The organism is Methylobacillus draconifructus (assembly GCF_045984385.1).
Classification (GTDB): Bacteria; Pseudomonadota; Gammaproteobacteria; order Burkholderiales; family Methylophilaceae; genus Methylobacillus; species Methylobacillus flagellatus_A.
Genome location: NZ_JBJQIJ010000001.1, coordinates 542,723 through 564,220 on the forward strand (window position 1 = coordinate 542,723; position 21,498 = coordinate 564,220).

The 21,498-nt window shown below is 57.1% G+C and carries 19 protein-coding genes; 5 read left to right on the forward strand and 14 right to left on the reverse strand.

Annotated elements, in window-relative coordinates:
* Positions 1-64: 64 nt before the first annotated feature.
* Both ACKF11_RS02670 and ACKF11_RS02675 read right to left on the reverse strand, forming a co-directional pair.
* On the reverse strand, positions 65-1,624 hold the full coding sequence (locus ACKF11_RS02670; protein ID WP_407995864.1) for a SulP family inorganic anion transporter: 1,560 nt from the start codon (positions 1,622-1,624) through the stop codon (positions 65-67).
* Positions 1,625-1,661: 37 nt separating this feature from the next.
* The gene (locus tag ACKF11_RS02675; RefSeq protein WP_309564746.1) at positions 1,662-2,327 is read right to left on the reverse strand and encodes a carbonic anhydrase; all 666 of its coding nucleotides are present in this window, start codon (positions 2,325-2,327) and stop codon (positions 1,662-1,664) included.
* 539 nt (positions 2,328-2,866) lie between these two features.
* Between ACKF11_RS02675 and ACKF11_RS02680 the strand changes: the two genes are divergently transcribed.
* Positions 2,867-4,222 (forward strand): porin, encoded by a 1,356-nt coding sequence (locus ACKF11_RS02680; RefSeq protein WP_407995865.1) that lies wholly within the window; start codon positions 2,867-2,869, stop codon positions 4,220-4,222.
* A gap of 154 nt (positions 4,223-4,376) precedes the next feature.
* Positions 4,377-7,727, forward strand: coding sequence for a bifunctional diguanylate cyclase/phosphodiesterase (locus ACKF11_RS02685; protein WP_407995866.1), 3,351 nt, complete (start codon positions 4,377-4,379; stop codon positions 7,725-7,727).
* A 17-nt stretch (positions 7,728-7,744) separates the two neighbouring features.
* Here the strand turns inward: ACKF11_RS02685 and fdx are convergent, their stop codons facing one another.
* The 10 genes from fdx to ACKF11_RS02735 form a co-directional block, all read right to left on the reverse strand.
* Positions 7,745-8,086, reverse strand: a complete 342-nt coding sequence (gene fdx / locus ACKF11_RS02690; RefSeq protein ID WP_309564749.1) for an ISC system 2Fe-2S type ferredoxin — start codon at positions 8,084-8,086, stop codon at positions 7,745-7,747.
* Positions 8,087-8,089: 3 nt separating this feature from the next.
* Complete coding sequence (gene hscA, locus ACKF11_RS02695; RefSeq protein ID WP_407995867.1) at positions 8,090-9,958, reverse strand: Fe-S protein assembly chaperone HscA; 1,869 nt, start codon at positions 9,956-9,958, stop codon at positions 8,090-8,092.
* Positions 9,959-9,967: 9 nt separating this feature from the next.
* Complete coding sequence (gene hscB, locus ACKF11_RS02700; protein WP_407995868.1) at positions 9,968-10,501, reverse strand: Fe-S protein assembly co-chaperone HscB; 534 nt, start codon at positions 10,499-10,501, stop codon at positions 9,968-9,970.
* Between the two features lie 69 nt (positions 10,502-10,570).
* Positions 10,571-10,894 (reverse strand): iron-sulfur cluster assembly protein IscA, encoded by a 324-nt coding sequence (gene iscA, locus ACKF11_RS02705; protein WP_309564752.1) that lies wholly within the window; start codon positions 10,892-10,894, stop codon positions 10,571-10,573.
* A gap of 12 nt (positions 10,895-10,906) precedes the next feature.
* Positions 10,907-11,308 (reverse strand): Fe-S cluster assembly scaffold IscU, encoded by a 402-nt coding sequence (iscU, locus tag ACKF11_RS02710; RefSeq protein ID WP_309564753.1) that lies wholly within the window; start codon positions 11,306-11,308, stop codon positions 10,907-10,909.
* Between the two features lie 123 nt (positions 11,309-11,431).
* Complete coding sequence (locus ACKF11_RS02715) at positions 11,432-12,649, reverse strand: IscS subfamily cysteine desulfurase (protein ID WP_407995869.1); 1,218 nt, start codon at positions 12,647-12,649, stop codon at positions 11,432-11,434.
* An 11-nt stretch (positions 12,650-12,660) separates the two neighbouring features.
* Positions 12,661-13,806, reverse strand: a complete 1,146-nt coding sequence (locus ACKF11_RS02720) for a cysteine desulfurase family protein (protein ID WP_407995870.1) — start codon at positions 13,804-13,806, stop codon at positions 12,661-12,663.
* 15 nt (positions 13,807-13,821) lie between these two features.
* Positions 13,822-14,292 carry a Fe-S cluster assembly transcriptional regulator IscR gene (gene iscR, locus ACKF11_RS02725; protein WP_309564756.1) on the reverse strand — a complete coding sequence of 157 codons (471 nt, stop codon included), beginning with the start codon at positions 14,290-14,292 and terminating at the stop codon, positions 13,822-13,824.
* 100 nt (positions 14,293-14,392) lie between these two features.
* Entirely contained in the window at positions 14,393-15,145 is a 753-nt protein-coding gene (gene cysE, locus ACKF11_RS02730; protein WP_309564757.1) for a serine O-acetyltransferase, read from the reverse strand.
* Positions 15,146-15,185: 40 nt separating this feature from the next.
* Positions 15,186-15,938, reverse strand: coding sequence for an RNA methyltransferase (locus ACKF11_RS02735; RefSeq protein ID WP_407995871.1), 753 nt, complete (start codon positions 15,936-15,938; stop codon positions 15,186-15,188).
* Between the two features lie 119 nt (positions 15,939-16,057).
* On the opposite strand from ACKF11_RS02735, the gene ACKF11_RS02740 reads away from it, so the two are divergent.
* From ACKF11_RS02740 to ACKF11_RS02750, 3 genes are all read left to right on the forward strand, one after another.
* Positions 16,058-16,864, forward strand: a complete 807-nt coding sequence (locus ACKF11_RS02740) for an inositol monophosphatase family protein (protein WP_309564759.1) — start codon at positions 16,058-16,060, stop codon at positions 16,862-16,864.
* 314 nt (positions 16,865-17,178) lie between these two features.
* A complete protein-coding gene (locus ACKF11_RS02745; RefSeq protein WP_309564760.1) occupies positions 17,179-18,537 on the forward strand; it encodes an ATP-binding protein in 1,359 nt (452 codons plus the stop codon).
* Positions 18,534-19,175: a response regulator gene (locus tag ACKF11_RS02750; RefSeq protein WP_309564761.1), complete on the forward strand. Its 642-nt coding sequence runs from the start codon at positions 18,534-18,536 to the stop codon at positions 19,173-19,175. The genes ACKF11_RS02745 and ACKF11_RS02750 overlap by 4 nt, the downstream gene beginning before the upstream one ends.
* Before the next feature lie 244 nt (positions 19,176-19,419).
* On the opposite strand, the gene ACKF11_RS02755 is transcribed toward ACKF11_RS02750, so the two are convergent.
* Together ACKF11_RS02755 and ACKF11_RS02760 are read right to left on the reverse strand one after the other, a co-directional pair.
* Complete coding sequence (locus ACKF11_RS02755; RefSeq protein ID WP_309564762.1) at positions 19,420-20,058, reverse strand: response regulator; 639 nt, start codon at positions 20,056-20,058, stop codon at positions 19,420-19,422.
* Between the two features lie 5 nt (positions 20,059-20,063).
* Complete coding sequence (locus tag ACKF11_RS02760) at positions 20,064-21,401, reverse strand: histidine kinase (RefSeq protein ID WP_309564763.1); 1,338 nt, start codon at positions 21,399-21,401, stop codon at positions 20,064-20,066.
* Between the last annotated feature and the right edge of the window lie 97 nt (positions 21,402-21,498).

The window sequence follows — 21,498 nt, forward strand, 5'->3', positions numbered from 1 at the left end:
CAATGATCCCGAGATAATAAAAAAGCCCCTGACGGGGCTTTTTTATTATGCTGGCAAGCTCTGGTCAAATGCCATTGGCAGCGGCAGCTTCCTTGGCATGGTATTTACCAATCAGGCTATCCCATTCGATAGTGACATTGCCGCCAGTCATCTGATACTGCTTTTGCCAGCCATTGAGCAACTCGATGCAGGCATGATCGATGTATTCGAGATCATCAAACTGCACATGGATATCGCGACCGGCTTCCAGATGGTCCAGCACGGAAACCAGCTTGGGGATGCCGAGCTGCGTGGCGGAGCCCTTCAGGTGCAGCGTGGTTTGCTTGCTGTTGGGCTGGTGCTCCGCCTTGATGGAGACATGGGAGAACACGTACAGCAGCTTTGCAATCGACAATGCCAGGCCGGTGACGACGCCTGCCAGCAGGTTGAAGCTGACGATGGTGACGATGGTGATGATGTAGATTGCCAGCTCGGCCTTGCCGTAAGCCAGCAGTTCCTTGGCCACCTTGGGGTAGGCCAGCTTGTAGCCGGTGTACACCAAGACGCCGGCCAGGGTCGCGACCGGGATATATTCCAATGTGAACAGGAAAATACTGATGAACAGCAGCAGCCACAAGCCGTGCATGATGGTGGATGCGCGGCTGGTGGCGCCTGCCTCGACGTTGGCGCTGGAGCGCACGATCACGCCTGTCATCGGCAATGCGCTGAGGAAGCCGCAAATGGCGTTACCCACGCCTTGCGCCATCAGCTCGCGGTCGTACTTGGTACGAACGCCTTGGTGCATCTGGTCAACCGCGGCGCAAGACAGCAATGATTCCGCACTGGCAATGAAAGCGAGCGACACGACCGCGAGCAGCACGCCGGCTGTCATGGAGGCTTCAACAGTGCTCATCGTCGGGGTGATGATGGTGCCTAGGATGTTCTGCAGGTTGGTCGGGCCGTCGAACAGGTCGGTGAGGTACTTGATGTCGAAGCTGAACAGGTTGGCGACGATCACTGCCAATACCACCCCAATCAATGCGCCCGGAATCAGCTTGAGCCGAGTAGGGGCATAGCGCGTCCAGAGTACGATGGACGCAATGGTGATGATGCCGGTAATCGCGGCGTAAATATTGCCGCCATGCGATTCGAATGTTTCCAGCAGGCCGTTGGGGATGTCCAGTAGGTTCTTGATGCCGTTAGACAGAGGATCGCGGTCAAGCATGATGTGGAATTGCGAACCGATGATCAGTATGCCAATACCGCCCAGCATGCCATGGATCACCGCAGGCGAGATGGCGCGGAACCACACCCCGAGTTTGAACACTCCGGCGAGTATCTGCACGAAGCCTGCCGCCAATACGATCACGCCGTAAATGGCAAGGCCGAACTCGGTGACGATATCGGCCACGATCACGACCAGGCCTGCGGCCGGGCCGCTAACGGTCAACGGGGAGCCGGAAATCGAGCCGACCACAAGGCCGCCGATAATCCCTGTGATAATGCCGGCTGTCGGCGGGAGGCCTGAGGCAATCGCGATGCCAAGACATAATGGCACTGCCACCAAAAATACCACAATGGAGGCAAAGAAGTCTTTGCTGAGGCTGCCTGCTTTTACTTCAGCCGTATTGGTTTGAGTTGTCATGCTAGTTTAATCCTGAGAAAGAGGAGTCGCGGTTCGCCTAGTTCTGCACCAAGGGATGGTCTGCGCTGAATATCTGGTAAGTCTCGGGGAAGTTCACCTTGGCTGTGGCCAGGTCGTAGACGCCGCCGACAATGCCGATTTCGCCTTTGTTCAAGAGGTCTCGCAGGATATCGCTGGAGTTCCAGATGGTGTCGATCTGGGTCTTGACGTTGAGTTCGCACACGTGGCCGACAAAGGTATCGTTCGAGGATGAGCGGTTTTCCTTGGTCTGCTTTTCAGCTTCGACGGCAGGAAAGATCATCTTGGTGATTTCGCCGATATGGCCGCCGGAGAAACCGTCGCAGGCCGCCTTCACCGCGCCGCAATTGGTATGGCCAAGCACGACGATCAGCTTGCTGCCCAGGTATTTGCATGAGTATTCCAGGCTGCCAATCGCCTTGCGCGAAGCAATATTCCCCGCCAGGCGCACGCTGAAAAGATCGCCCAGGCCCTGATCGAAGATCAGTTCCGTTGATGTGCGCGAGTCGCTGCAACTGAGGATGGCGGCAAAAGGGTGCTGCTTGTCCTTGGTGATATTCACCACATTCAGCAAATCCCGGTGGGCTGAAATATTCTGGGTAAAGCGTTCATTGCCTTCCAGCAGGATGGCCAGGGCTTCTTGCGGCGACATTTTGTCGCGGTCTTGTAGTGGGTGTTTGTACATGTTTTTACTTCCCCTGCTGAGTTAAAAATTTATCGTATTAATGGATGATGTATGTGTAATCGGTCTTATGAAAGACATAATAGGAATTATTTTGTTCCGTATAAATATGATTATTATAGGTAAATTTTATTGTTTCTATAAAAAACTTATTGTAAAGAAATGTAAGTTTGTGAAAGGATTTGGCAAAAATTTCATCGCATCATGCAGTTAAACCATGACGGTTTGATGAAAATAATGGAAAGGAAAGCGGTTTTCTAGTTCTTTTTTGATGCCAGAATTTACCTGGATGTCATAAAACTGTCATTTTCAGTACATCATTCAGTCACATTGCAACCACATACTGCACGCCATATCGCTGTGAAAGCCAGGCTCCATCAGCGATAGGCGGCCTTTGCCGCCACGAGCAGGTATCAAGCTTGATACATAGACCTAAATAAAATAAGTGCATGGATTGTAAAGTGATTGCGATGACAACAGGGAAAACGGCCCGCAAAGCCTTAGCGACAGCAGTAATACTGGCAACGACATCTGCCACTGCAATGGCGGATGCGCAAGTGTTGGAGTTATATGTGGACTCCACGACCAAACAGATTTTCTCCGAACCCGGCCCTAACCGGGTGAAAATGGGGACCTTCAAGTCAGTTGATAGCACAGCAGAAGCCAAGAGCGAGAACGCTGCCAGCATCGATCTGGTTGAAATGAAGCAGGAGTTGGAGCTCAGGCAACGGGAGTTGGAGGAAAAGCTCGACAAGATCGCCATGGCGCCTGCGCCAAAGCCGGCCAAGAAAAACTGGTCGGAAACCATGAAAGTACGCGGATACATGCAGATCCGCAGCAACCCCATCATCGGGGGCGACAAGGATATTTCCCATCAGGCGGACCGCTCGATTGGCGATAATACCAACTTCCTCATCCGCCGCATGCGCCTGGTGTTCTATGGCGACATCAGTGAACGTTTGTCCTACTACATCCAACCAGATTTTGCGAGCCGGACAGGCGATGGCACTGGCAATATTGCCCAGCTACGCGACGCCTATGGCGACATCTACTTGACCAAGGACAGAGTGCACCGCCTGCGTGTCGGCCAATCCAAGATTCCCTACAGCTTCGAGAACCTGCAATCGAGCCAGAACCGTATCGCGCTTGACCGTAACGACGCATTGAACAGCTGCTGTAAGGATGAGCGGGACTTGGGCGTGTTCTACTACTACACGCCGAAGGACAAGCAGGAGATGTTCAAATATCTCGTGGACAGCGGCCTGAAGGGCTCGGGCAACTACGGCGTGTTCGCCTTCGGCGCCTACAACGGCACCGGCGCCAACCGTTCCGAAAACAACGACAACCTGCATCTGGTCTCGCGTTTCACTTATCCGGTCAAGTTCGAAAACGGCCAGATTTTCGAGGCTGGTATTCAGGGGATTTACGGTACTTTCAAGCCGAGCAAAGATACGGGTATTGCAGTCAACTCCAAGGAAGATGGTTTCAAGGATCAGCGCGTAGGCGTGCATGCTGTATTGTATCCGCAACCTTTCGGCCTGCAGGCGGAATGGAACTGGGGCAAGGGGCCTTCGCTGAACGACGCGGGCACCATGATCGAGGAAAAGTCGCTCAATGGCGGCTATATCCAGGCCATGTACCGCATCAAGGATTTCTTTGGTTATGGCGTGATGTTGCCGTTCGTGAAGTGGCAGTATTATGACGGCGCGCAGAAATTCGAGACCAATGCCCCGCAGAACAGGGTAAATGACTGGGAGGCCGGTTTCGAGTGGCAGCCATCGCCTGAACTCGAGTTCACTGCTTATTATGCCAAGCTGGATCGCAGCAATCTCAAGGATTCGCCTTACGCCAAATATGACAGTGATTTGCTGCGTCTGCAGTTGCAGTATAACTTCTAGAAGAGTTCGAATCTTCTGCTTCAGCCCGCCATGTGCGGGCTTTTTATTTGTTGAAAGATTTTTAACCGCAGTTGTAGGAATTTACTAATACAATGCGTAGATTATGTATATATCAAGTCACCAGTCTGCTCAACGAACCAGGCCGATCCGATATTTGCTGATCTCAGTGGCGATAGCCCTGGGATATTTCCTCCTCGGGCATAGCACGATCCAGCTCGGGACGCCCGCCACCTTTTCCACTTTCATCTGGCCGCCTGCCGGGTTTGCGCTGGCGGTGTTGATACTGGGCGGGGCGCGTATGCTGCCTGGACTGCTGCTCGGGGTGGTGGCGACACAATATAGTGCCGGCCTGCCCTTCGCCGCCGCACTATTGGTCGGTGCCGGCGCGCTCGCCGGCGCTGTCGCAGGGTACTACATCCTCAAGCGCTACCTCAGGTTCGAGCCTGCGATGACGCGTCTGCGCGACCTCATGGGAATGGTGCTGGTCGGTGCGGTCTTCAGCCCATTGCTTAGTGCAAGCCTGGGCAGTCTGGTGCTGAAACTATTCGGCGTCGTGCAGGGGCCGGCCCTGTATGTCACCTGGCTGCAATGGTGGATGGGGGATGCCCTGGGCATCATCCTGTTGACGCCCGCCATCCTGGCTTGCTTCTACTACGAGCCTATCCGCTGGACCAGGACCAGGATATTGGAAGCCGTCGCTCTGGCCGGCATGCTGCTGGGCTTGTGCTTCCTTGCGTTTAATGATCTTTTGTCCCAGGCAGGGGAACTGGAAGCCAAGGCGTTCCTGGTCTTTCCGTTGGTGATCTGGGCGGCATTGAGCTTTCATCAACGCGGGGCGGCCTTAGCCTCCATGCTGATCGTCATGACGGCCTTGTGGGGCGGTGGAGGCTACCACGGCTATTTCAGTATGGAAATCAGCAATGCGGCCTTGTTCAATTATTGGATGTTTGCGTTGGTGACCGTGTCGATAGGCGTGGGCTTGTCGGGCCTGCATGTCGGGCGCCTGCATGCGGATGAGCAGCTCAGGCGGCAGCTCGGGCTTTACAACGCGTTGAGCAATGCCCAGTCCGATGCCGGCGAAGGCGTGGTGGTGATCGAGGACGGCAAGATCATCTACGCCAACGAGGCCCTATGGAAAATCGGCGGATACGATGCCCGTGACATCCCGATGGGCTCAAGCTTCCTCAGCCTGATCCATCCGAGCGACCGCGAGCGCGTGGCGCAGCATTATGCGCAACGCATCCGCGGCGAATATACGCCGAGCCGTTACGAAGCGATGGCGATCAGCAAGTCGGGCAAGCCGATCCCGATCGAGGTGGCGGCGGCCAACTATCGTGACGGCAGCGAGCGCGTCGTGGTGCTGATCATCGATATCAGCAGCCGCAAGCAGGCGGAGGAGGCCTTGCTGCAAAGCCGGGCGGAATACCGCGAGCTGGTGGAGTCCGTGAAGGCCGTGGTGTGGCGGGCGACGCCGGATGCGGCCTTCACTTTCGTCAGCCAGGAGGCAGAAAGCCTGCTGGGATACCCGATACAGGAATGGACGGGCAATCCTGGTTTCTGGGCGGAGACCATGCATCCGGACGACCGGGAGTGGGTGGTCGACTTCTGCGCCTGGGAAACCCAGCAGCTCAAGGACCATGTATTCGAATACAGGATGCTGGCCGCGGATGGCAGAGTGGTCTGGCTGCAGGATATCGTGCGCGTCATCCCTGACCGGTTCGGCAAGCCGCAGGAATTGCTCGGCGTGATGCTGGACATCACCGCCCGCAAGGCCGCGGAAGCCAGCCTCAAGCTCTCCAAGCAGGTGTTTGACAATACCAGCGAAGCCATCCTGATCGCGGATCGCGACCTCAATATCCTGGAGGTCAACCAGGCCTACCTGGACATGACCGGATGTGAACGCGGGGATTGCATCGGTGTGCGCTTGTCCCTGCTGGATGAGCCCGGCGACGGCGGGCAGACGATCGGAAGCCTGGTACAGCAGGATGGGAAATGGATGGGCGAATTGCTCGCCCACAAAAAGAGCGGCGAATACTACCCGGAATGGGTGTCCATCAGCACCGTGCACGATAGTAACGGCATCTTGCAGAACTACGTCGTGGTGTTGACGGATATCAGCCAACGCAAGCAATCCGAGGAGCGGCTGCAGTTCCTCGCCACGCATGACGGCCTGACTGGGCTGCCAAACCGTGCATTGTTGCAGGAGCGCACCGAGCTGGCCTTGTTGAGGGCGCAGCGCTATCAGCAGCGGATAGGGGTGCTGTTCATCGATCTCGACCGGTTCAAAATTATCAATGACACGCTGGGCCACCAGGCCGGCGACATGCTGCTGCAGGAGGCGGCGAGCCGGTTGAGGGAGTGCTTGCGGCAGACGGATACCATTGCCCGCCAGGGCGGGGACGAGTTTGTGGTGCTGGTGGAGGACTTCACCGAGCAGCAATACCTGGCTGGCGTGGCGCGCAAGATCATGCATGCGTTGGCGCAGCCGTTCATCCTGATGCAGCAGGAGCTGTACATCAGCGCCAGCATCGGCATCAGCGTCTATCCCGAGGACGGCGTCGATATCTTCTCCCTGCTCAAGAATGCGGACATGGCCATGTACCGCGCCAAGGACGACGGCAAGAACACCTTCCATTTTTATTCCGCGGAAAGCAACGCCAGCAGCGTCAGCCGCCTGACGCTGGAAAACAGCCTGCGTCGCGCACTGGAACGCAACGAATTCACCTTGCTGTACCAGGCCAAGCTGGACCTGGCCGAGCAGGGCATCATCGGCGCGGAAGCCTTGATCCGCTGGCATAGCGCAGAGCTCGGCCTGGTGTCTCCCCAGGACTTCATCCCAATTGCCGAGGAAACCGGCCTGATTATCGAGATCGGCGAATGGGTGCTGCAACAGGCATGCCGCGACGCCTGCCGCTGGCAGGCAATTGCAGGCCGTCCGGTCCGGGTGGGCGTGAATATTTCCGCGCGGCAGTTCCGCGAGGACAGCCTGCACAAGGCGATCAGCAATGCATTGGAGAAAAGCGGCCTCACGCCGGATTGCCTGGAACTGGAAATCACGGAGAGCATGATCATGCAGAATGCGGAACGCGCCAGCCAGATGCTGCAGCATTTCCGCGACCTGGGCAGCCATGTGCTGATCGATGACTTCGGCACCGGTTATTCATCGCTGGGCTATCTCAAGCATTTCCCCATCGATTCGTTGAAGATCGACCGATCCTTCGTGCGCGACATCCCGCAGGATAGCGACGATATGGCGATTACGCAGGCCATCATCGCCATGGCGCACAGCCTCAAGATCAATGTGGTGGCCGAAGGAGTGGAAACCCAGGCGCAGCTCGAATTCCTGCGGGGGCAGGGATGCGACCAGCTGCAGGGGTATATCTTCAGCCGTCCACTCGCGGGGGAGGATTTCCTCGGCATGCTGCGCTTTGACACGGCGCGGCGCACAGGGCGCACCCATATCCGTGGTTTGCAGCTTGAGGAGCCCGGGCTGGCCGAGGCCTGAGCCGGGGATGGTTCCGGCTAGTGGGGCGGCTCCTTGGCCAGGTTGAGGGAGTAGATCGGTATTTCCACCACGATATCCTCGTCCCCGACGATGGCCTGGCAGGAAAGGCGGGAATTGGGTTTAAGCCCCCAAGCCTGGTCCAGCATGTCCTCCTCTATTTCCTCAGGCTCGGATAGCGAGTCGTAACCCTTCTGGATATAGACATGGCAAGTGGTGCAGGCGCATACGCCGCCACATGCGCTGTCGATCTCAATGTCCTGCTTGTGCAGGTTATGGCAGATTGACCTGTCCGGCTGCGCTTCGAACGTCTTGCCCTCAGGGCAGTATTCCGGATGGGGAAGAACAGTAATTTTTGCCATGGCCTAGAGTTCCAGAGTATTCAGTGATTGCCCGGCAAGCGCCTGCCTGACCGAGGCATCCATGCGGCGCGCGGCAAAGGTTTCCGTCGCGTGGTTGAGGGCATCGACGGCCTGGTTGATCGCGTCGCTGTCCTCCTGTCGCGCACAGTTGCGCAGGTTTTCCATTTGCGCGGCGATCTCGGTTCTTTCCTCGTCGTTCAGCAGCGCGGCGCCATCCTGGCGCAGGGCTGCTTCGATCGCTTCCAGCAGCCTGGCAGCATCTACCCTCGCTTCCTGCAGCGCGCGGGCGTGCTTGTCCGCCTCCGCAGAGGTGAAGGAGGCTTGCAGCATGCTGGTGATCTGGTCCTCGCTCAGGCCATAGGACGGCTTGACCACGATATTGGCATGGGCGCCGCTGGTCTGTTCCTGCGCCGATACCGAGAGCAGCCCGTCGGCATCGACCTGGAACGTTACGCGAATGCGCGCCGCGCCTGCCGCCATCGGTGGGATGCCGCGCAATTCGAACCTGCCCAGCGAGCGGCAATCCGTCACCAGCTCGCGCTCCCCCTGCAGAACGTGGATGCTCATGGCCGTCTGGCCGTCCTTGAAAGTAGTGAAATCCTGCGCGCGCGCAATAGGCAAGGTGGAGTTGCGAGGGATGACTTTCTCGACCAGCCCGCCCATGGTTTCCAAACCCAGGGAGAGCGGGATGACATCCAGCAGCAGCAGTTCGTCGTCATGACGGTTGCCCGCGAGGATGTTGGCCTGGATGGCGGCCCCGAGTGCGACGACCTGGTCCGGGTCCAGGTTGGTCAGGGGTTCCTGCCCGAAAAAGCCGGTGACGGCCTGGCGTACTTGCGGCATGCGGGTCGCCCCGCCGACAAGCACAATGCCCTTCACGTCCTCCACCGCCAGCGAGGCGTCCCGCAATGCTTTGCGTATCGGGGCCAAAGTGCGGTTGAGCAGTTGCTGGGTGAGGCTGTGGAATTCCGCCTGGCCCAGGGTCAGGTTCACTATTTCGCCATCGCTGAGCACGGCGGTGATGTTGGCGCTTGCATGCTCGGTGAGCCATTCCTTGGCTTCCTTGGCCTTGGTCATCAGCAGGCGCGTATCGGCAGGATTGAGGGGCTGCAGGCGCGCTTGTTCCAATATCCAGCAGAATATGCGGCGGTCGAAGTCGTCCCCGCCAAGCGCGGAGTCGCCGTTGGTCGACAGTACCTCGAAAACGCCCTTGGTCAGGCGCAGGATGGAAACGTCAAAAGTGCCGCCGCCAAGGTCGTAGATGACGTAAATGCCTTCCGAGGAATTATCCAGGCCATAGGCGATGGCGGCCGCCGTCGGTTCGTTCAACAGGCGCAGCACGTTCAACCCGGCAAGGCGGGCGGCATCCTTGGTGGCTTGGCGCTGGGCATCGTCGAAGTAGGCCGGCACTGTAATGACGGCGCCGGTCAGTTCTCCACCAAGGACCTGCTCGGCACGCGTTTTGAGCGTTTTCAGGATTTCGGCGGAAACCTCGACCGGGCTCTTGATCCCGGCGCGGGTTTCAATTTGCACCATGCCCGGCATTTCAACAAAGCGGTACGGCAGATGGTTGGTATCCCCGATATCACCCAGGCCGCGCCCGAGGAAGCGCTTGACCGATACGATAGTGTTCTGCGGGTCCTGACTTTGCTGTAGCTGGGCAGGGTGGCCTACCTCAATCTGGCCGTCGGCGGTGTAGTGCACGACGGAAGGGAGCAATGCATGCCCGGCTTCGTCCAGCAAGACCGTGCTCAGTCCGCTGCGCACCGTCGCGACAAGGGAATTGGTCGTGCCCAGGTCTATGCCCACCGCCAGGCGATGCTGGTGCGGCGCAGTGCTCATGCCGGGTTCTGATATCTGTAGTAAAGCCATAGCTTGCCGTTACTCGTCTTCCAGTTTGCTTATCTTAAGTTCGACATCGCTGCGTATCTTGTCGACGAAACTCAATTTGCGCACAATGTCAGCGGATTCATGCCATGCATGTTGCCGGTCCAGCGTGTCGGCCAGCGCCTGTTCCAGAATCTTGGCCTGTTCGCGCATGTCCTTGAGCAGGGCGTCCAGGGCCGTGACGTCGCCCTCGTCAAACGCTTCTTCCACTGCTTCACGCCACTCCATTTGCAGCATGAGGAAGTCGGCGGGCATGGCCGTGTTGCTTTCCTCCTCAGTGTCCACCCCTTGCAATTGCAGCAGGTACCGAGCGCGCGACGTTGGATGCTTGAGGGTACGGTAGGCCTCGTTGACCTGGGTTGCCCACTGCATGGATTGCATGCGCTCGTTGGGCGAGGCCGCCACGAAACGGTCGGGATGCACTTCTGCCTGCAGTTTTCGGTAGTGCTGGTCCAGCAACGCCATATCCACGGCAAACCGGGCTGGCAAGCCAAATAACTCAAAGTGGTTCTGCTGTATATTGAACATAAAGGGTGGAGATTGAACAGGAGAGGGCAGCCAGGCTACTGCTGGCCGCCAGCGGCAGGGGAAAGCTGGCTATACCGTAAAGCTTTCACCGCAGCCGCATTCGTCCTTCACGTTCGGGTTGTTGAACTTGAAACCTTCATTGAGGCCTTCCTTGGCAAAATCCAGTTCCGTGCCATCGATGTAGACCAGGCTTTTCGGATCGACGATCACCTTAACGTCATGGCTTTCAAACACCAGGTCTTCCGGATGGATGTCGTCAACGAATTCCAAGGTGTAAGCCATACCGGAACAGCCCGTCGTCTTGACGCCCAGGCGCAGGCCGACGCCTTTGCCGCGGTTGGCGAGGAACTTCTGCACCCGCTTGGCTGCAGTTTCTGTCAGCGAAATTGCCATGCATGACCTCCTTTAGGCTGCCTGCTCGTCCTTGACGCCCCGCTTGGCCTTGAGGTCCGCCACTGCTGCACGGATGGCGTCTTCTGCCAGCACGGAGCAATGGATCTTGACTGGAGGCAGCGCCAGCTCTTGTGCGATGTCGGAATTCTTGATTTCCATCGCCTGGTCGAGGGACTTGCCCTTGATGAGTTCGGTCACGAGCGAGCTGGATGCAATCGCGGAGCCGCAGCCATAAGTCTTGAACTTGGCGTCCTCGATGATGCCGTTGTCATTGACCTTGATTTGCAGTTTCATCACGTCGCCGCAAGCGGGAGCGCCTACCATGCCGGTGCCGACAGAGGGATCGTTCTTGTCCAGGGAACCTACGTTACGTGGGTTCTCGTAGTGGTCGAGTACTTTGTCTGAATAAGCCATTTTTCTACTCCTCAATGTTGCCAATATGCCGCTGTTATTGAGTCACTAGCGCTGCACATTGGCAGGTGCATTTATCAATCTTGCCACCTGTGTGGCCAACCAGCTTGTTGCCTTGGGTATTCCCTAATGCGCTGCCCACGCCACTGTGTTCAGGTCCACACCTTCCAGATGCATTTCCCAAAGCGGGGACAATTCGCGGAGCTTGCCGATCTTGCCTTTCATCAGTTGCACGGTGTAATCGATATCCTCTTCCGTCGTGAAGCGCCCGATCGAGAAGCGGATGGAGCTATGCGCCAACTCGTCGGAGCGACCTAGCGCCCGCAGGACATAAGAGGGCTCCAGGCTGGCCGAGGTACACGCGGAACCGCTGGAAACGGCAATATCTTTCACTGCCATGATCAACGATTCGCCCTCGACAAAGTTGAAGCTGATGTTCAGGTTGTGGGCGACGCGGTGTTCGAGATCGCCGTTGACATAAACCTCGTCAATTTCCTGCAAGCCCTTGAGCAACCTGTCGCGCAACTGGCGAATGCGTACGTTCTCGCTATCCATTTCCTCACGGGCGATACGGAAAGCCTCGCCCATGCCGACGATCTGGTGCGTTGCCAGCGTGCCTGAACGCATGCCGCGCTCATGGCCGCCGCCATGCATCTGCGCCTCGATGCGCACGCGCGGCTTGCGGCGCACGTACAGGGCGCCGATACCCTTGGGGCCGTAAGTCTTGTGGGCAGAGAAGCTCATCAGGTCCACAGGCAGCTTTTGCAGGTCGATATGCACTTTCCCGGTCGCCTGCGCGGCATCCACGTGGAAAATCACGCCTTGCTCGCGGCAGATATTGCCGATCGCTTCGACATCCTGGATCACGCCGATTTCGTTGTTGACCAGCATGACCGACGCCAGCACGGTGTCCGGGCGCAAGGCCGCCTTGAATTTTTCCAGATCCACGAGGCCGTTGGGCTCTGGGATCAGATAAGTCGCTTCATAGCCAAGTCGCTCAAGCTCACGCACCGTATCGATCACCGCCTTGTGCTCGGTTTGCACCGTGATGATATGTTTGCCCTTCGAGGGGCTGTAGAAATTGGCTGCGCCCTTGATCGCCAGGTTGTTGGACTCGGTCGCGCCTGAAGTCCACACAATTTCGCGCGGGTCCGCATTCACCAGCTTGGCTACTTCCTCGCGTGCGTTCTCCACGGCCTTTTCCGCTGTCCAGCCGAAGGCATGGCTGCGCGATGCCGGATTGCCGAAGTGTTCGGTAAGGTAGGGGATCATCTTTTCCGCCACCCGTGGATCGATCGGGGTGGTGGCTGAATAATCCAGATAAATTGGCGTGCGTACTGTCATTTTCCGGTTTCCTAAACTGCGATAGCAGTTAACTTTCTCAATCTTGCGAGTTCGCGTTCCAGCGCTTGCAGGAAGGCGTTGACCTCATCTATGTCGTTATTCGTGCCCAGGCTGACCCTGATCGCACCGCGGGCGACATCCGGCTGGATGCCCATGGCCAGCAAAACATGGCTGGGCTCGGTATTGTCGCTGGAGCAGGCCGAGCCGCTGGCAACGGCAAATCCTTGCTTGTCCAAGGCCATGACCAGGGTTTCGCCTTCGATGCCGCTAAAGGCAAAAAAGCTGGTATTGGGTAAACGCTCGGCTCCTGCGCCGAAAATAACCGCATCCAGTTTGCGGATGCCTTGCTCCAAATGCTCGCGCAGGAAGGCTAATTCGCTGCGGCGTTGCCGCGCTTCAGCGGATGCCAACTCGCAAGCGGCGCCAAAACCCACGATCGCGGCGATATTCTCGCTGCCGCTCCTCATGCCTCTTTCCTGCCCGCCGCCATAGAGTAGCGGCTGGATATCGATCCGCTTGTCCAGGATCAATGCGCCGGCGCCTTGCGGGCCATTGATCTTGTGGGACGACAGGCTCATGGCATGCACATTGAGGCTGGCGAAGTCCACGTCCATCTTGCCCAACGCCTGCACTGCATCGGTATGCATGTAAGCCTTGTGCTCACGGGCAAGCTCGCCCAGGCCGGCGACATCCTGTACCACGCCGGTTTCGTTATTCGCCAGCATGACCGATACCATGTCGGGCTTATTTTGCAATATGGATTCCAGCGAGGTTTTTTCAACCTGCCCATGCTGGTTGCTGGCAATCCGGTCAAGCTCCCAGCCTTGCCACCTGAGCGCTTCGGCCGGCCGGGAAACCGCAGGGTGCTCCAGGCTGCTGACGGCGATCCTGCCTTGACCCAGCGCATTGGCTACGCCTGTGATGGCGAGGTTGTCGGCCTCGGTGCCGCCGCTGGTGAAGATCACTTGCGAAGGATGCGCGCCAACTGCATCCGCCACCCGCTCGCGTGCCTGGTCGATGGCATTGCGGGCCGAGCGGCCATAAATGTGGCGGCTGGTGGCATTGCCTTGCTGTTCAGACAAATATGGCAACATGGCCTGCAACACCGAGGGGTGGAGGGCTGTGGTGCCATTGTTGTCAAAATAGACCGGGCGCATGTTGCAATCCTTGGCCTAGGCCGCGACCTGTACCTGCGAGCGCGAGGTTTCGCGGCGCACCGTGAAGCGGATTTCCTTGCCTTCACGCTGCGAAGCCACCAAGTCGGCAAGCGCAACGCCAGAGAGGTATTCCAGTATCTTGGCGTTCAAGCTGGACCAAAGGTCGTGCGTCATGCACGGCTTGCCTTCGTGGCAGTTTTCCTTGCCGCCGCACTGGGTGGCGTCGATCAGCTCATCCACGGCAGTGATGATGTCCGATACGGAAATGTCATGGTGGTTTTTGGCCAAGCGGTAACCGCCGCCTGGGCCGCGCACGCTCTTCACCAGCCCATTGCGGCGGAGGCGGCTGAAAAGCTGTTCTAGGTAGGAAAGGGAAATGCCTTGGCGCTCGCTGATGCCAGCAAGAGTGACCGGCTTTTCCTCTTCGTTGAGGGCCAGATCCAGCATCGCAGTCACTGCAAAACGGCCTTTTGTGGTTAATCGCATGTTCGGTTCCTAAAATTGTTCGGATGGCGCGCCATTACTGGATTGGCGCGGCTTTTTCACGACGGATTTCTAGACTGGAATTCTAGAATACCTGAACACTTTAGTCAACTATTTTGTTGATGTAGTTCACATCGAAAGCGTGCCCGACTTCGGCATCCGTTTCGATGTCTGCACCGAGTTTTGCCAGCTGCTGCTTGACCTCCTGCAGTTGATTGTCCTGGTAGGCGATATGTTCGATGAGGGCATGAATGGCCTTGTTCAATGGGTCGTTCATGTTTTCGCTGACGGCATAGGCGGCAAAGCCGATCTTTTCCGCCATGTTGTCCTGCTGGCGTGGCTGCTCCTGGTCGACGATGCGCGCGGGAATGCCGACCGCGGTGGCATTGTCCGGAATGTCCTTGACGACAACGGCATTGGAGCCGATCTTGGCTTTGGCGCCGATCGTGATTGGGCCGAGCACTTTCGCGCCCGCGCCGATCACGACGCCGTTCAGCAGCGTGGGATGGCGCTTGCCTTTGTTCCATGAGGTGCCGCCCAGGGTGACGCCGTGGTACAGGGTACAGTCGTCCCCGATCACGGCAGTCTCGCCGATGACCACCCCCATGCCGTGGTCGATGAAGACGCGCCGGCCGATGACGGCGCCGGGATGGATTTCAATGCCGGTGAACCAGCGTGCGATATACGAGCTGAACCTGGCCAGCCAGTAAAGGCGCAGCCGCCAGAGCCGGTGCGAGACCCGGTGTATGAGCAGGGCATGTACGCCCGGATAGGTGGTGAGGATTTCCCAGCGCGTGCGGGCAGCAGGGTCCCGCTCGAATACGACGCTGATGTCTTCTTTGATTTTGCTGAACATCCTACTATTTTACTCTGAAATTGGATGCAAGCGTGATGTCTCAAGGGGATGGCGTTCGTGGCGGATAGGGCTTTTGCGTGGCGCTGAGTATGCCCCGCAAGATGTTGACTTCCTCCTTTTCCAGACCTGCGCGGCCATACATGCGGCGCAGGCGCTGCATCAGGCGCTTGGGTTGTGCAGGGTTCAGAAAGCCGATCTCGACCAATACCTGCTCCAGGTGCGCGTAGAAACGCTCGACCTCGTCGCTGGTGGCCAATGGGGCGGATTCGGTGCTGGCTGGCTGCGGATTGTCCAGGGCCGCCATGCGCAGTTCATAGCTGATGACCTGCACGGCAGCCGCAAGGTTGAGCGAGGAGTATTCCGGGTTGGCGGGAATCATGGCGAGTAATTGGCAATGGTCGAGTTCCGCATTGGAGAGCCCGCTCATTTCCGTACCGAACACAATGGCGACAGGGGCGCCGTGGGCTGCGTCAATCGCGCGTTGCACGCCAGCATGTGCTGAGACCAGCTCATGTGAAAGTTCGCGTCTGCGTGCGCTCATGCCGATGGCAAGCGTCGTGCCGTGCAATGCCTCCGCCAAGGTTGCGCATACCTGGGCGTTATCGAGGACGTCCGTCGCGCCCGATGCCATGGCGGTCGCCTCGGCATGGGGGAACGATTTTGGGTTGACCAGCACGAGCCGTGACAGCCCCATGGTCTTCATGGCGCGCGCAGCGGCTCCTATGTTGCCGGGGTGGCTTGTCTGGCAGAGCACGATACGGATTTGTTGCAGCAGGTTGGGTTTGGAGGTCATGGCAATAAAGCTTAAAATATCATTTTAACAGTTTAGGCCCTGTGCTCGAAAAAGCACATTTGCCACTTGTTCTTTAAAACCAGCTCGGCCTGCCGGGACATCGATAACGGAAAGAATCTATGCATTTGTTGAACAATGCGGTCAAGGCCGCCCGCCGTGCAGGCGATATTATCAATCGTGGCTCCTTGGATGTGGGCGCCCTGACGGTGCGCAGCAAGGATTACAACGATTTCGTCAGTGAAATCGACCATGCTGCCGAGGCGGCCATTATTGATGTGCTGAAGAACGCCTATCCTGACCATGGTTTTTTTGGCGAGGAAAGCGGCAAGCAGGACGAGGATGCGGAAAACGTCTGGATCATTGATCCGTTGGACGGTACGACCAATTTCCTGCATGGTTTCCAGCAATATTCCGTTTCGATCGCCTTGAGGCAAAAGGGTCAGATCACGCGTGCGGTCATCTACGATCCCAGCCGGAACGATCTGTTCACGGCCATTCGCGGCGGCGGCGCTTTCCTGAACAACAAGCGTATCCGCGTCACCAACCGTCCCAAGTTGCAGGATTCCCTGATCGGCACGGGTTTCCCGTTCCGCGACTTCACCCATTTCGAGACTTACCTCGGCATGTTCAAGGATATGGTGAAGAAAACCGCCGGCTTGCGCCGCCCTGGCTCTGCCGCACTTGACCTGGCTTATGTCGCGGCCGGATGGTTCGACGGCTTCTGGGAAATCGGCCTCTCTACCTGGGATATTGCGGCTGGCGCTTTGCTGGTACACGAAGCAGGCGGCTTGGTCGGGGATTTCGAGGGGAACGAGGGTTTCCTGGAAAGCGGCAATATCGTGGCCGCCAACCCCAAGGTGTTCGCCCAGATGCTGCAGGTCCTGGCGCCGCATTTGACCGAAGAGTTGAAGACCAAGAAAAAGTAATGTCCAGGGCAGCGGATGTTGCCCATTTCAAATCTACATATCCATAAAAGAAAAAAGCCAGCGTGAGTTTTCACGCTGGCATTACACTATGGAGAAGTTGCAAAGAACATGGAGTGAACTCTTAACTTCTGGGAGTGATTCTAGAGAGTGAGCAGGCCGGTGGCTGTAGGAATGTGTCACTTGGGCAGGGGGAAATGTTCATTCAAATTTCGTGCTGAATGGATAGGTGTCGGGACTTTTTCCCGTTTCTGTTTTCGGAGAACTGATTTAAATTGCGCAATCACCCGCAACCTCCTGCTCAATCAAGTTCGTCGATGAACCTAAAATTACGTCTCAACCTGATCATTACCCTGCTGTTGGCATCGGTGTTGTTGCTTGCTGCAATCATGATGGTCCATAACGCGCGGGATGACGTGCGTGCGGAAGTGCAATCCACCGCTACGCTGGCCATGCACCTGCTGGATGCGGAAATACTGCATTACACCTCCGACTTCGCCTGGCTGCGCGAGACTGATGGCCAAAACTCCAATTCCATGTTCCGGTTGCACAGCCTTGGAAACGTCCGGCACCTGCGCATTGAGTTTTTTGATGCGAACGGGCGCCTGCGGGACAGCAATATCGAAGGCGACAAGCAGGAGCCAACCTCCTGGCTGGTACGGACCATGGGATTCATTTCCCCGGCCATGCCTGAAATCCGCCGCAAGATTTTTGTCAGCGGCCGCATGATCGGCGAGTTGGTCGTCACCCCCGATCCTAGTTATGAAATCCAGGAAGTGTTGGGCGATATCATGGGGCTGCTGCTGCTGGTCGCGATCTTCTTTGTAGCCGTCAATGCGTTGGTGTATTGGGCGGTGGGACGCGCGATGCGGCCTGTCGACAGCGTGATGACGGCGTTGAATGAGCTGGAGCGTGGCAACCTCAAAGCTCGGCTGCCGGAGTTTGAGCTGCCGGAGCTGGCTGGCATCAGCCGGAAGTTCAATGCCATGGCCGAGACGCTTGAAACGAGCATTCACAACAATCATAAGCTCACGCAGCAGATGATCCGCCTGCAGGAGGACGAGCGCAAGAACCTAGCGCGCGACCTGCATGATGAAATCGGGCAATACCTCACGGCCGTGCATGTGGATGCTTCCGCCATCCTCAATGCCAAGAATATCGAAGGGGCCAAGGAAAGCGCCAAAGCCATCAGCGCAGTGGCGCGGCAGATGATGGATATCGTGCATGACATGTTGCAGAGGTTGCGTCCATCGGGCCTGGATGCGTTCGGGCTCAGCACTGCCGTGACAGACCTGGTGAATACCTGGAAGCAGCGTAACCAGCAGGTTGAAGTGCGTTTTGACATTCCCGAGCGTCTCGACGACGTCCAGGATGAGACGACGGCTATCGCGGTCTATCGCATCGTGCAGGAGTGCCTGACCAATGTGACCCGGCATGCCCATGCCAGCCAGGTGGATATACGGATCAGTATCGAGGGCGCTATGCTCAGGATTACGGTTGAGGATAACGGGCGAGGATTCAATACTGCCCAGTTGCCATCCGGTTTTGGGCTGGCGGGCATGCGGGAGCGCGTGGAAGGCCTGGGAGGGCGTTTCTCATTGGAAAGCGCTTTGGCTGCCGGCGCGCGCGTCAACGTCGAATTGCCATTACAAGAATCAGTAGGGGATAAACAATGAGTGTGAATATTCGCGTCATGTTGGTGGACGACCATGAGGTCGTCCGCTCCGGTCTGCGGCGCTTGCTTGAGCAAAATGACGGCGTGGAGGTCATTGCCGAGGCGGACAGCGGGGAGCAGGCGTACCAGTTCTATGGCGAGCATGTGCCCGACGTCGTCGTGATGGATATGTCCATGCCGGGTATGGGCGGGCTGGAGGCCTTGCGGCGCATCATTGCGCGTTATCCCCAGGCCCGTGTGATTATTTTCTCCATGCATGAGAATGCGGCGTTTGCATCACAGGCTTTAGGGGCGGGCGCCAGGGCTTATGTTGCCAAGTCCGGCGCGGCGGACGATCTGGTCCAGGCGGTGCGCGAAGTGGCACAGGGCAAGGGATACTTGAGCCCGGGCATTGCCCAGCAGATTGCGTTGCAAACGCTTTCAGGTAGTGACGATCCTACGCGCTTATTGTCCGCGCGCGAGTTTGAAGTATTCCGCTTGCTGGCCGCGGGCAAGGGGATAGAGGAGATTTCCACTATCCTGAAGATCAGCCAGAAAACCGTAGCGAATTACCAGACGCTGCTGAAGCAGAAATTAGGCATCACCAGCCCAATCGAGCTGGTCCGACTCGCTATCAAGCATGGCGTAATTGAAGGTTGAAGCATGATTCCTGGGTTTTTCGAAACACCTTCCCGAAAAGCGCAAGATTTTGTCATTGTCGGGAATAATTCCTGGTGTTTTTGGGGAATTAATGCGATGGCTGATTCAACCGCTTAGGCATAGGATGCTACCTAACAGCTTGGATTTTTCAGCAAGACGTTTCCCCATCAAGCCTGTTGTTCAACTCCATACCACTAAGGATGTATCAAAACCAGGCTGACACCTGGTTTTTTTTTGCCTTGAATCAATCCCGCTGCTGGGTGATGCCGAAGCGTATCGCCATATGCACCAGTTGCCCCGTGGTTTGCACGTTGAGCTTCTGCCTTACCTGTGTCTGGATGTTGGCGGCGGTCTTGTAGCCGATGTGCAATTGTTCCGCGATGCCGGTCAAGGAAACGCCTTCGGCAATCCGGCGGAACACTTCGAACTCCCGCGGGGAGAGTTTTTCCAATGGATTCTCGGTAGGCGTGAAGCGGTCCATGGCGAGGTGCTGTGCCAGTTCGTGGCCGATGTAGCGTCCGCCGCGCAACACTTGCTTCACGGCCTCCAGCAATACTTCCGGCGCGTCGGTCTTGACGACATAACCCTTGGCGCCAGCCTGCATGGCGCGCGCTGCATAGATATTGTCGTTGTGCATGCTGAAGATGATGAGGCGGGCATTGCCATCGCGCGCAATGATGCGGTGCAGGGTTTCCAATCCACCGATCCCGGGCATGTCCAAATCGAGAATCCCCAGGTCGGGGTGGTGTTCCTGCCAAAGCGTGCAAGCGCGCTCGCCGTTTTCCGCCTCGGCGGTCACTTGGTAGCCCGCGTTTTCCAATAAGGTGCGTAAACCGCTACGCACTACTGCGTGGTCGTCTGCCAACAGTATTTTCTGAGCCATGTTAATTAACTTTCCTGAATCGCCTTGGATGCTGTACTGAAGGGTAGCGTGGCCGAAATGACGACCCCTTTCTCCCTGCTGCGTACGTTAAACACGCCGCCTTCCGCTTCAACGCGCTCGCGCATGCCGGATAGGCCGAAACCGGCTCTGGGCAGGTGGGGGTTGAAGCCAACGCCGTCATCATGAACTTCTATCGTCAACGTGTCGGAAAGGATGCCGCGCGTGCGGATGAGCTTGATCGAGATATGGCTTGCATGCGCATGGCGCGCGATGTTGGTGAGCGATTCCTGCACGATGCGGTAGGCTACGATGCTGGTTTTTTCCGGCAGGCTCAGGCAACTCTTGTCCAGCGCCAATTGACACTCGATCGCTGGATGCTGCTTTTTCCACTCGCTGACCAATTGTTCAATCGCCTCCACAAGCCCATGGGCGTCCAATGCCGTAGGCCGCAGGCGGTGGATTAGTCCCCGCACCGCTTGTTGGATATGCTCGACATGCGAGTTGATGCGCGCGGCAAACTCTGCCAGCGGATGTTGCTTGTCCTTGGGCAGGCTGGCTAATTCCAGGCGGATTGCAGTGAGGTACTGTCCCATTTCGTCATGGACTTCACGCGCAATATTGCGGCGCTCTTCCTCTTGAACCTGCATGGCATGGCGTGCAAGCGCCTGGTTCTCCTTGAGTAGGACAGCCAGTTCACGCTCAGCCAAGTGTTGCTCCGTGATATCGGCAAAAAAACCGTAGATATTTTTTTCGGAGGTGTGCGGATTGTCCAGGGCGCGTGTCAGCCGGGCCGTCACGATCCATGGCGCATTATCGGGACGCGCAACCGTGAGTTCCGGAATATCGACCTTTTCTGCCGTTTGCAGCTTTTGGCAAAGCTCATCCCAATGCTTGCCAATTGCCTTCTTCAGGTTGAGCGTGGAGGCGCTGTTGCCAGACATGGTGCTGAATGCCTGGTTGCACAGCAAGATATTGCCTTTCATGTCAGCAATGAAATTGCCGCACAAGCCTTGATCGAACAGCGTTTTGAACATGCGCTGACTTTCTTGCGATGCATGTTCGGCTTCTGCCCTGCGGTTGGCTTCAGAGATCATTTCGCGCATTCGGCGGCGTGAAAACCAGATGGCGACAAAAGCTGCGGCGAAAAGCACCAATGGAAACTCGTCCAGCTGCAGCGATTCATGAGCCAGCGCCCATGCAATGAATTTTTCCGAGAGGTCCAGCTTTGCCGAGAGCAGGAAGACGCTCATGATGACAATCAGGGAGATGACAAAATCACGGGCAGACTGAGAAATGCGTGTCCAGAATGTGATCATAGGAATGGAGTTTTGAGTGGTGCTCATTATCGCGACATTCTGATAGAGATCATTCATTCCATGGAAGTGATTTTTTCCTGAAATCGCTTGCTGGACGCGGGTTTGTGAGTTTCTCCCGTTTTTA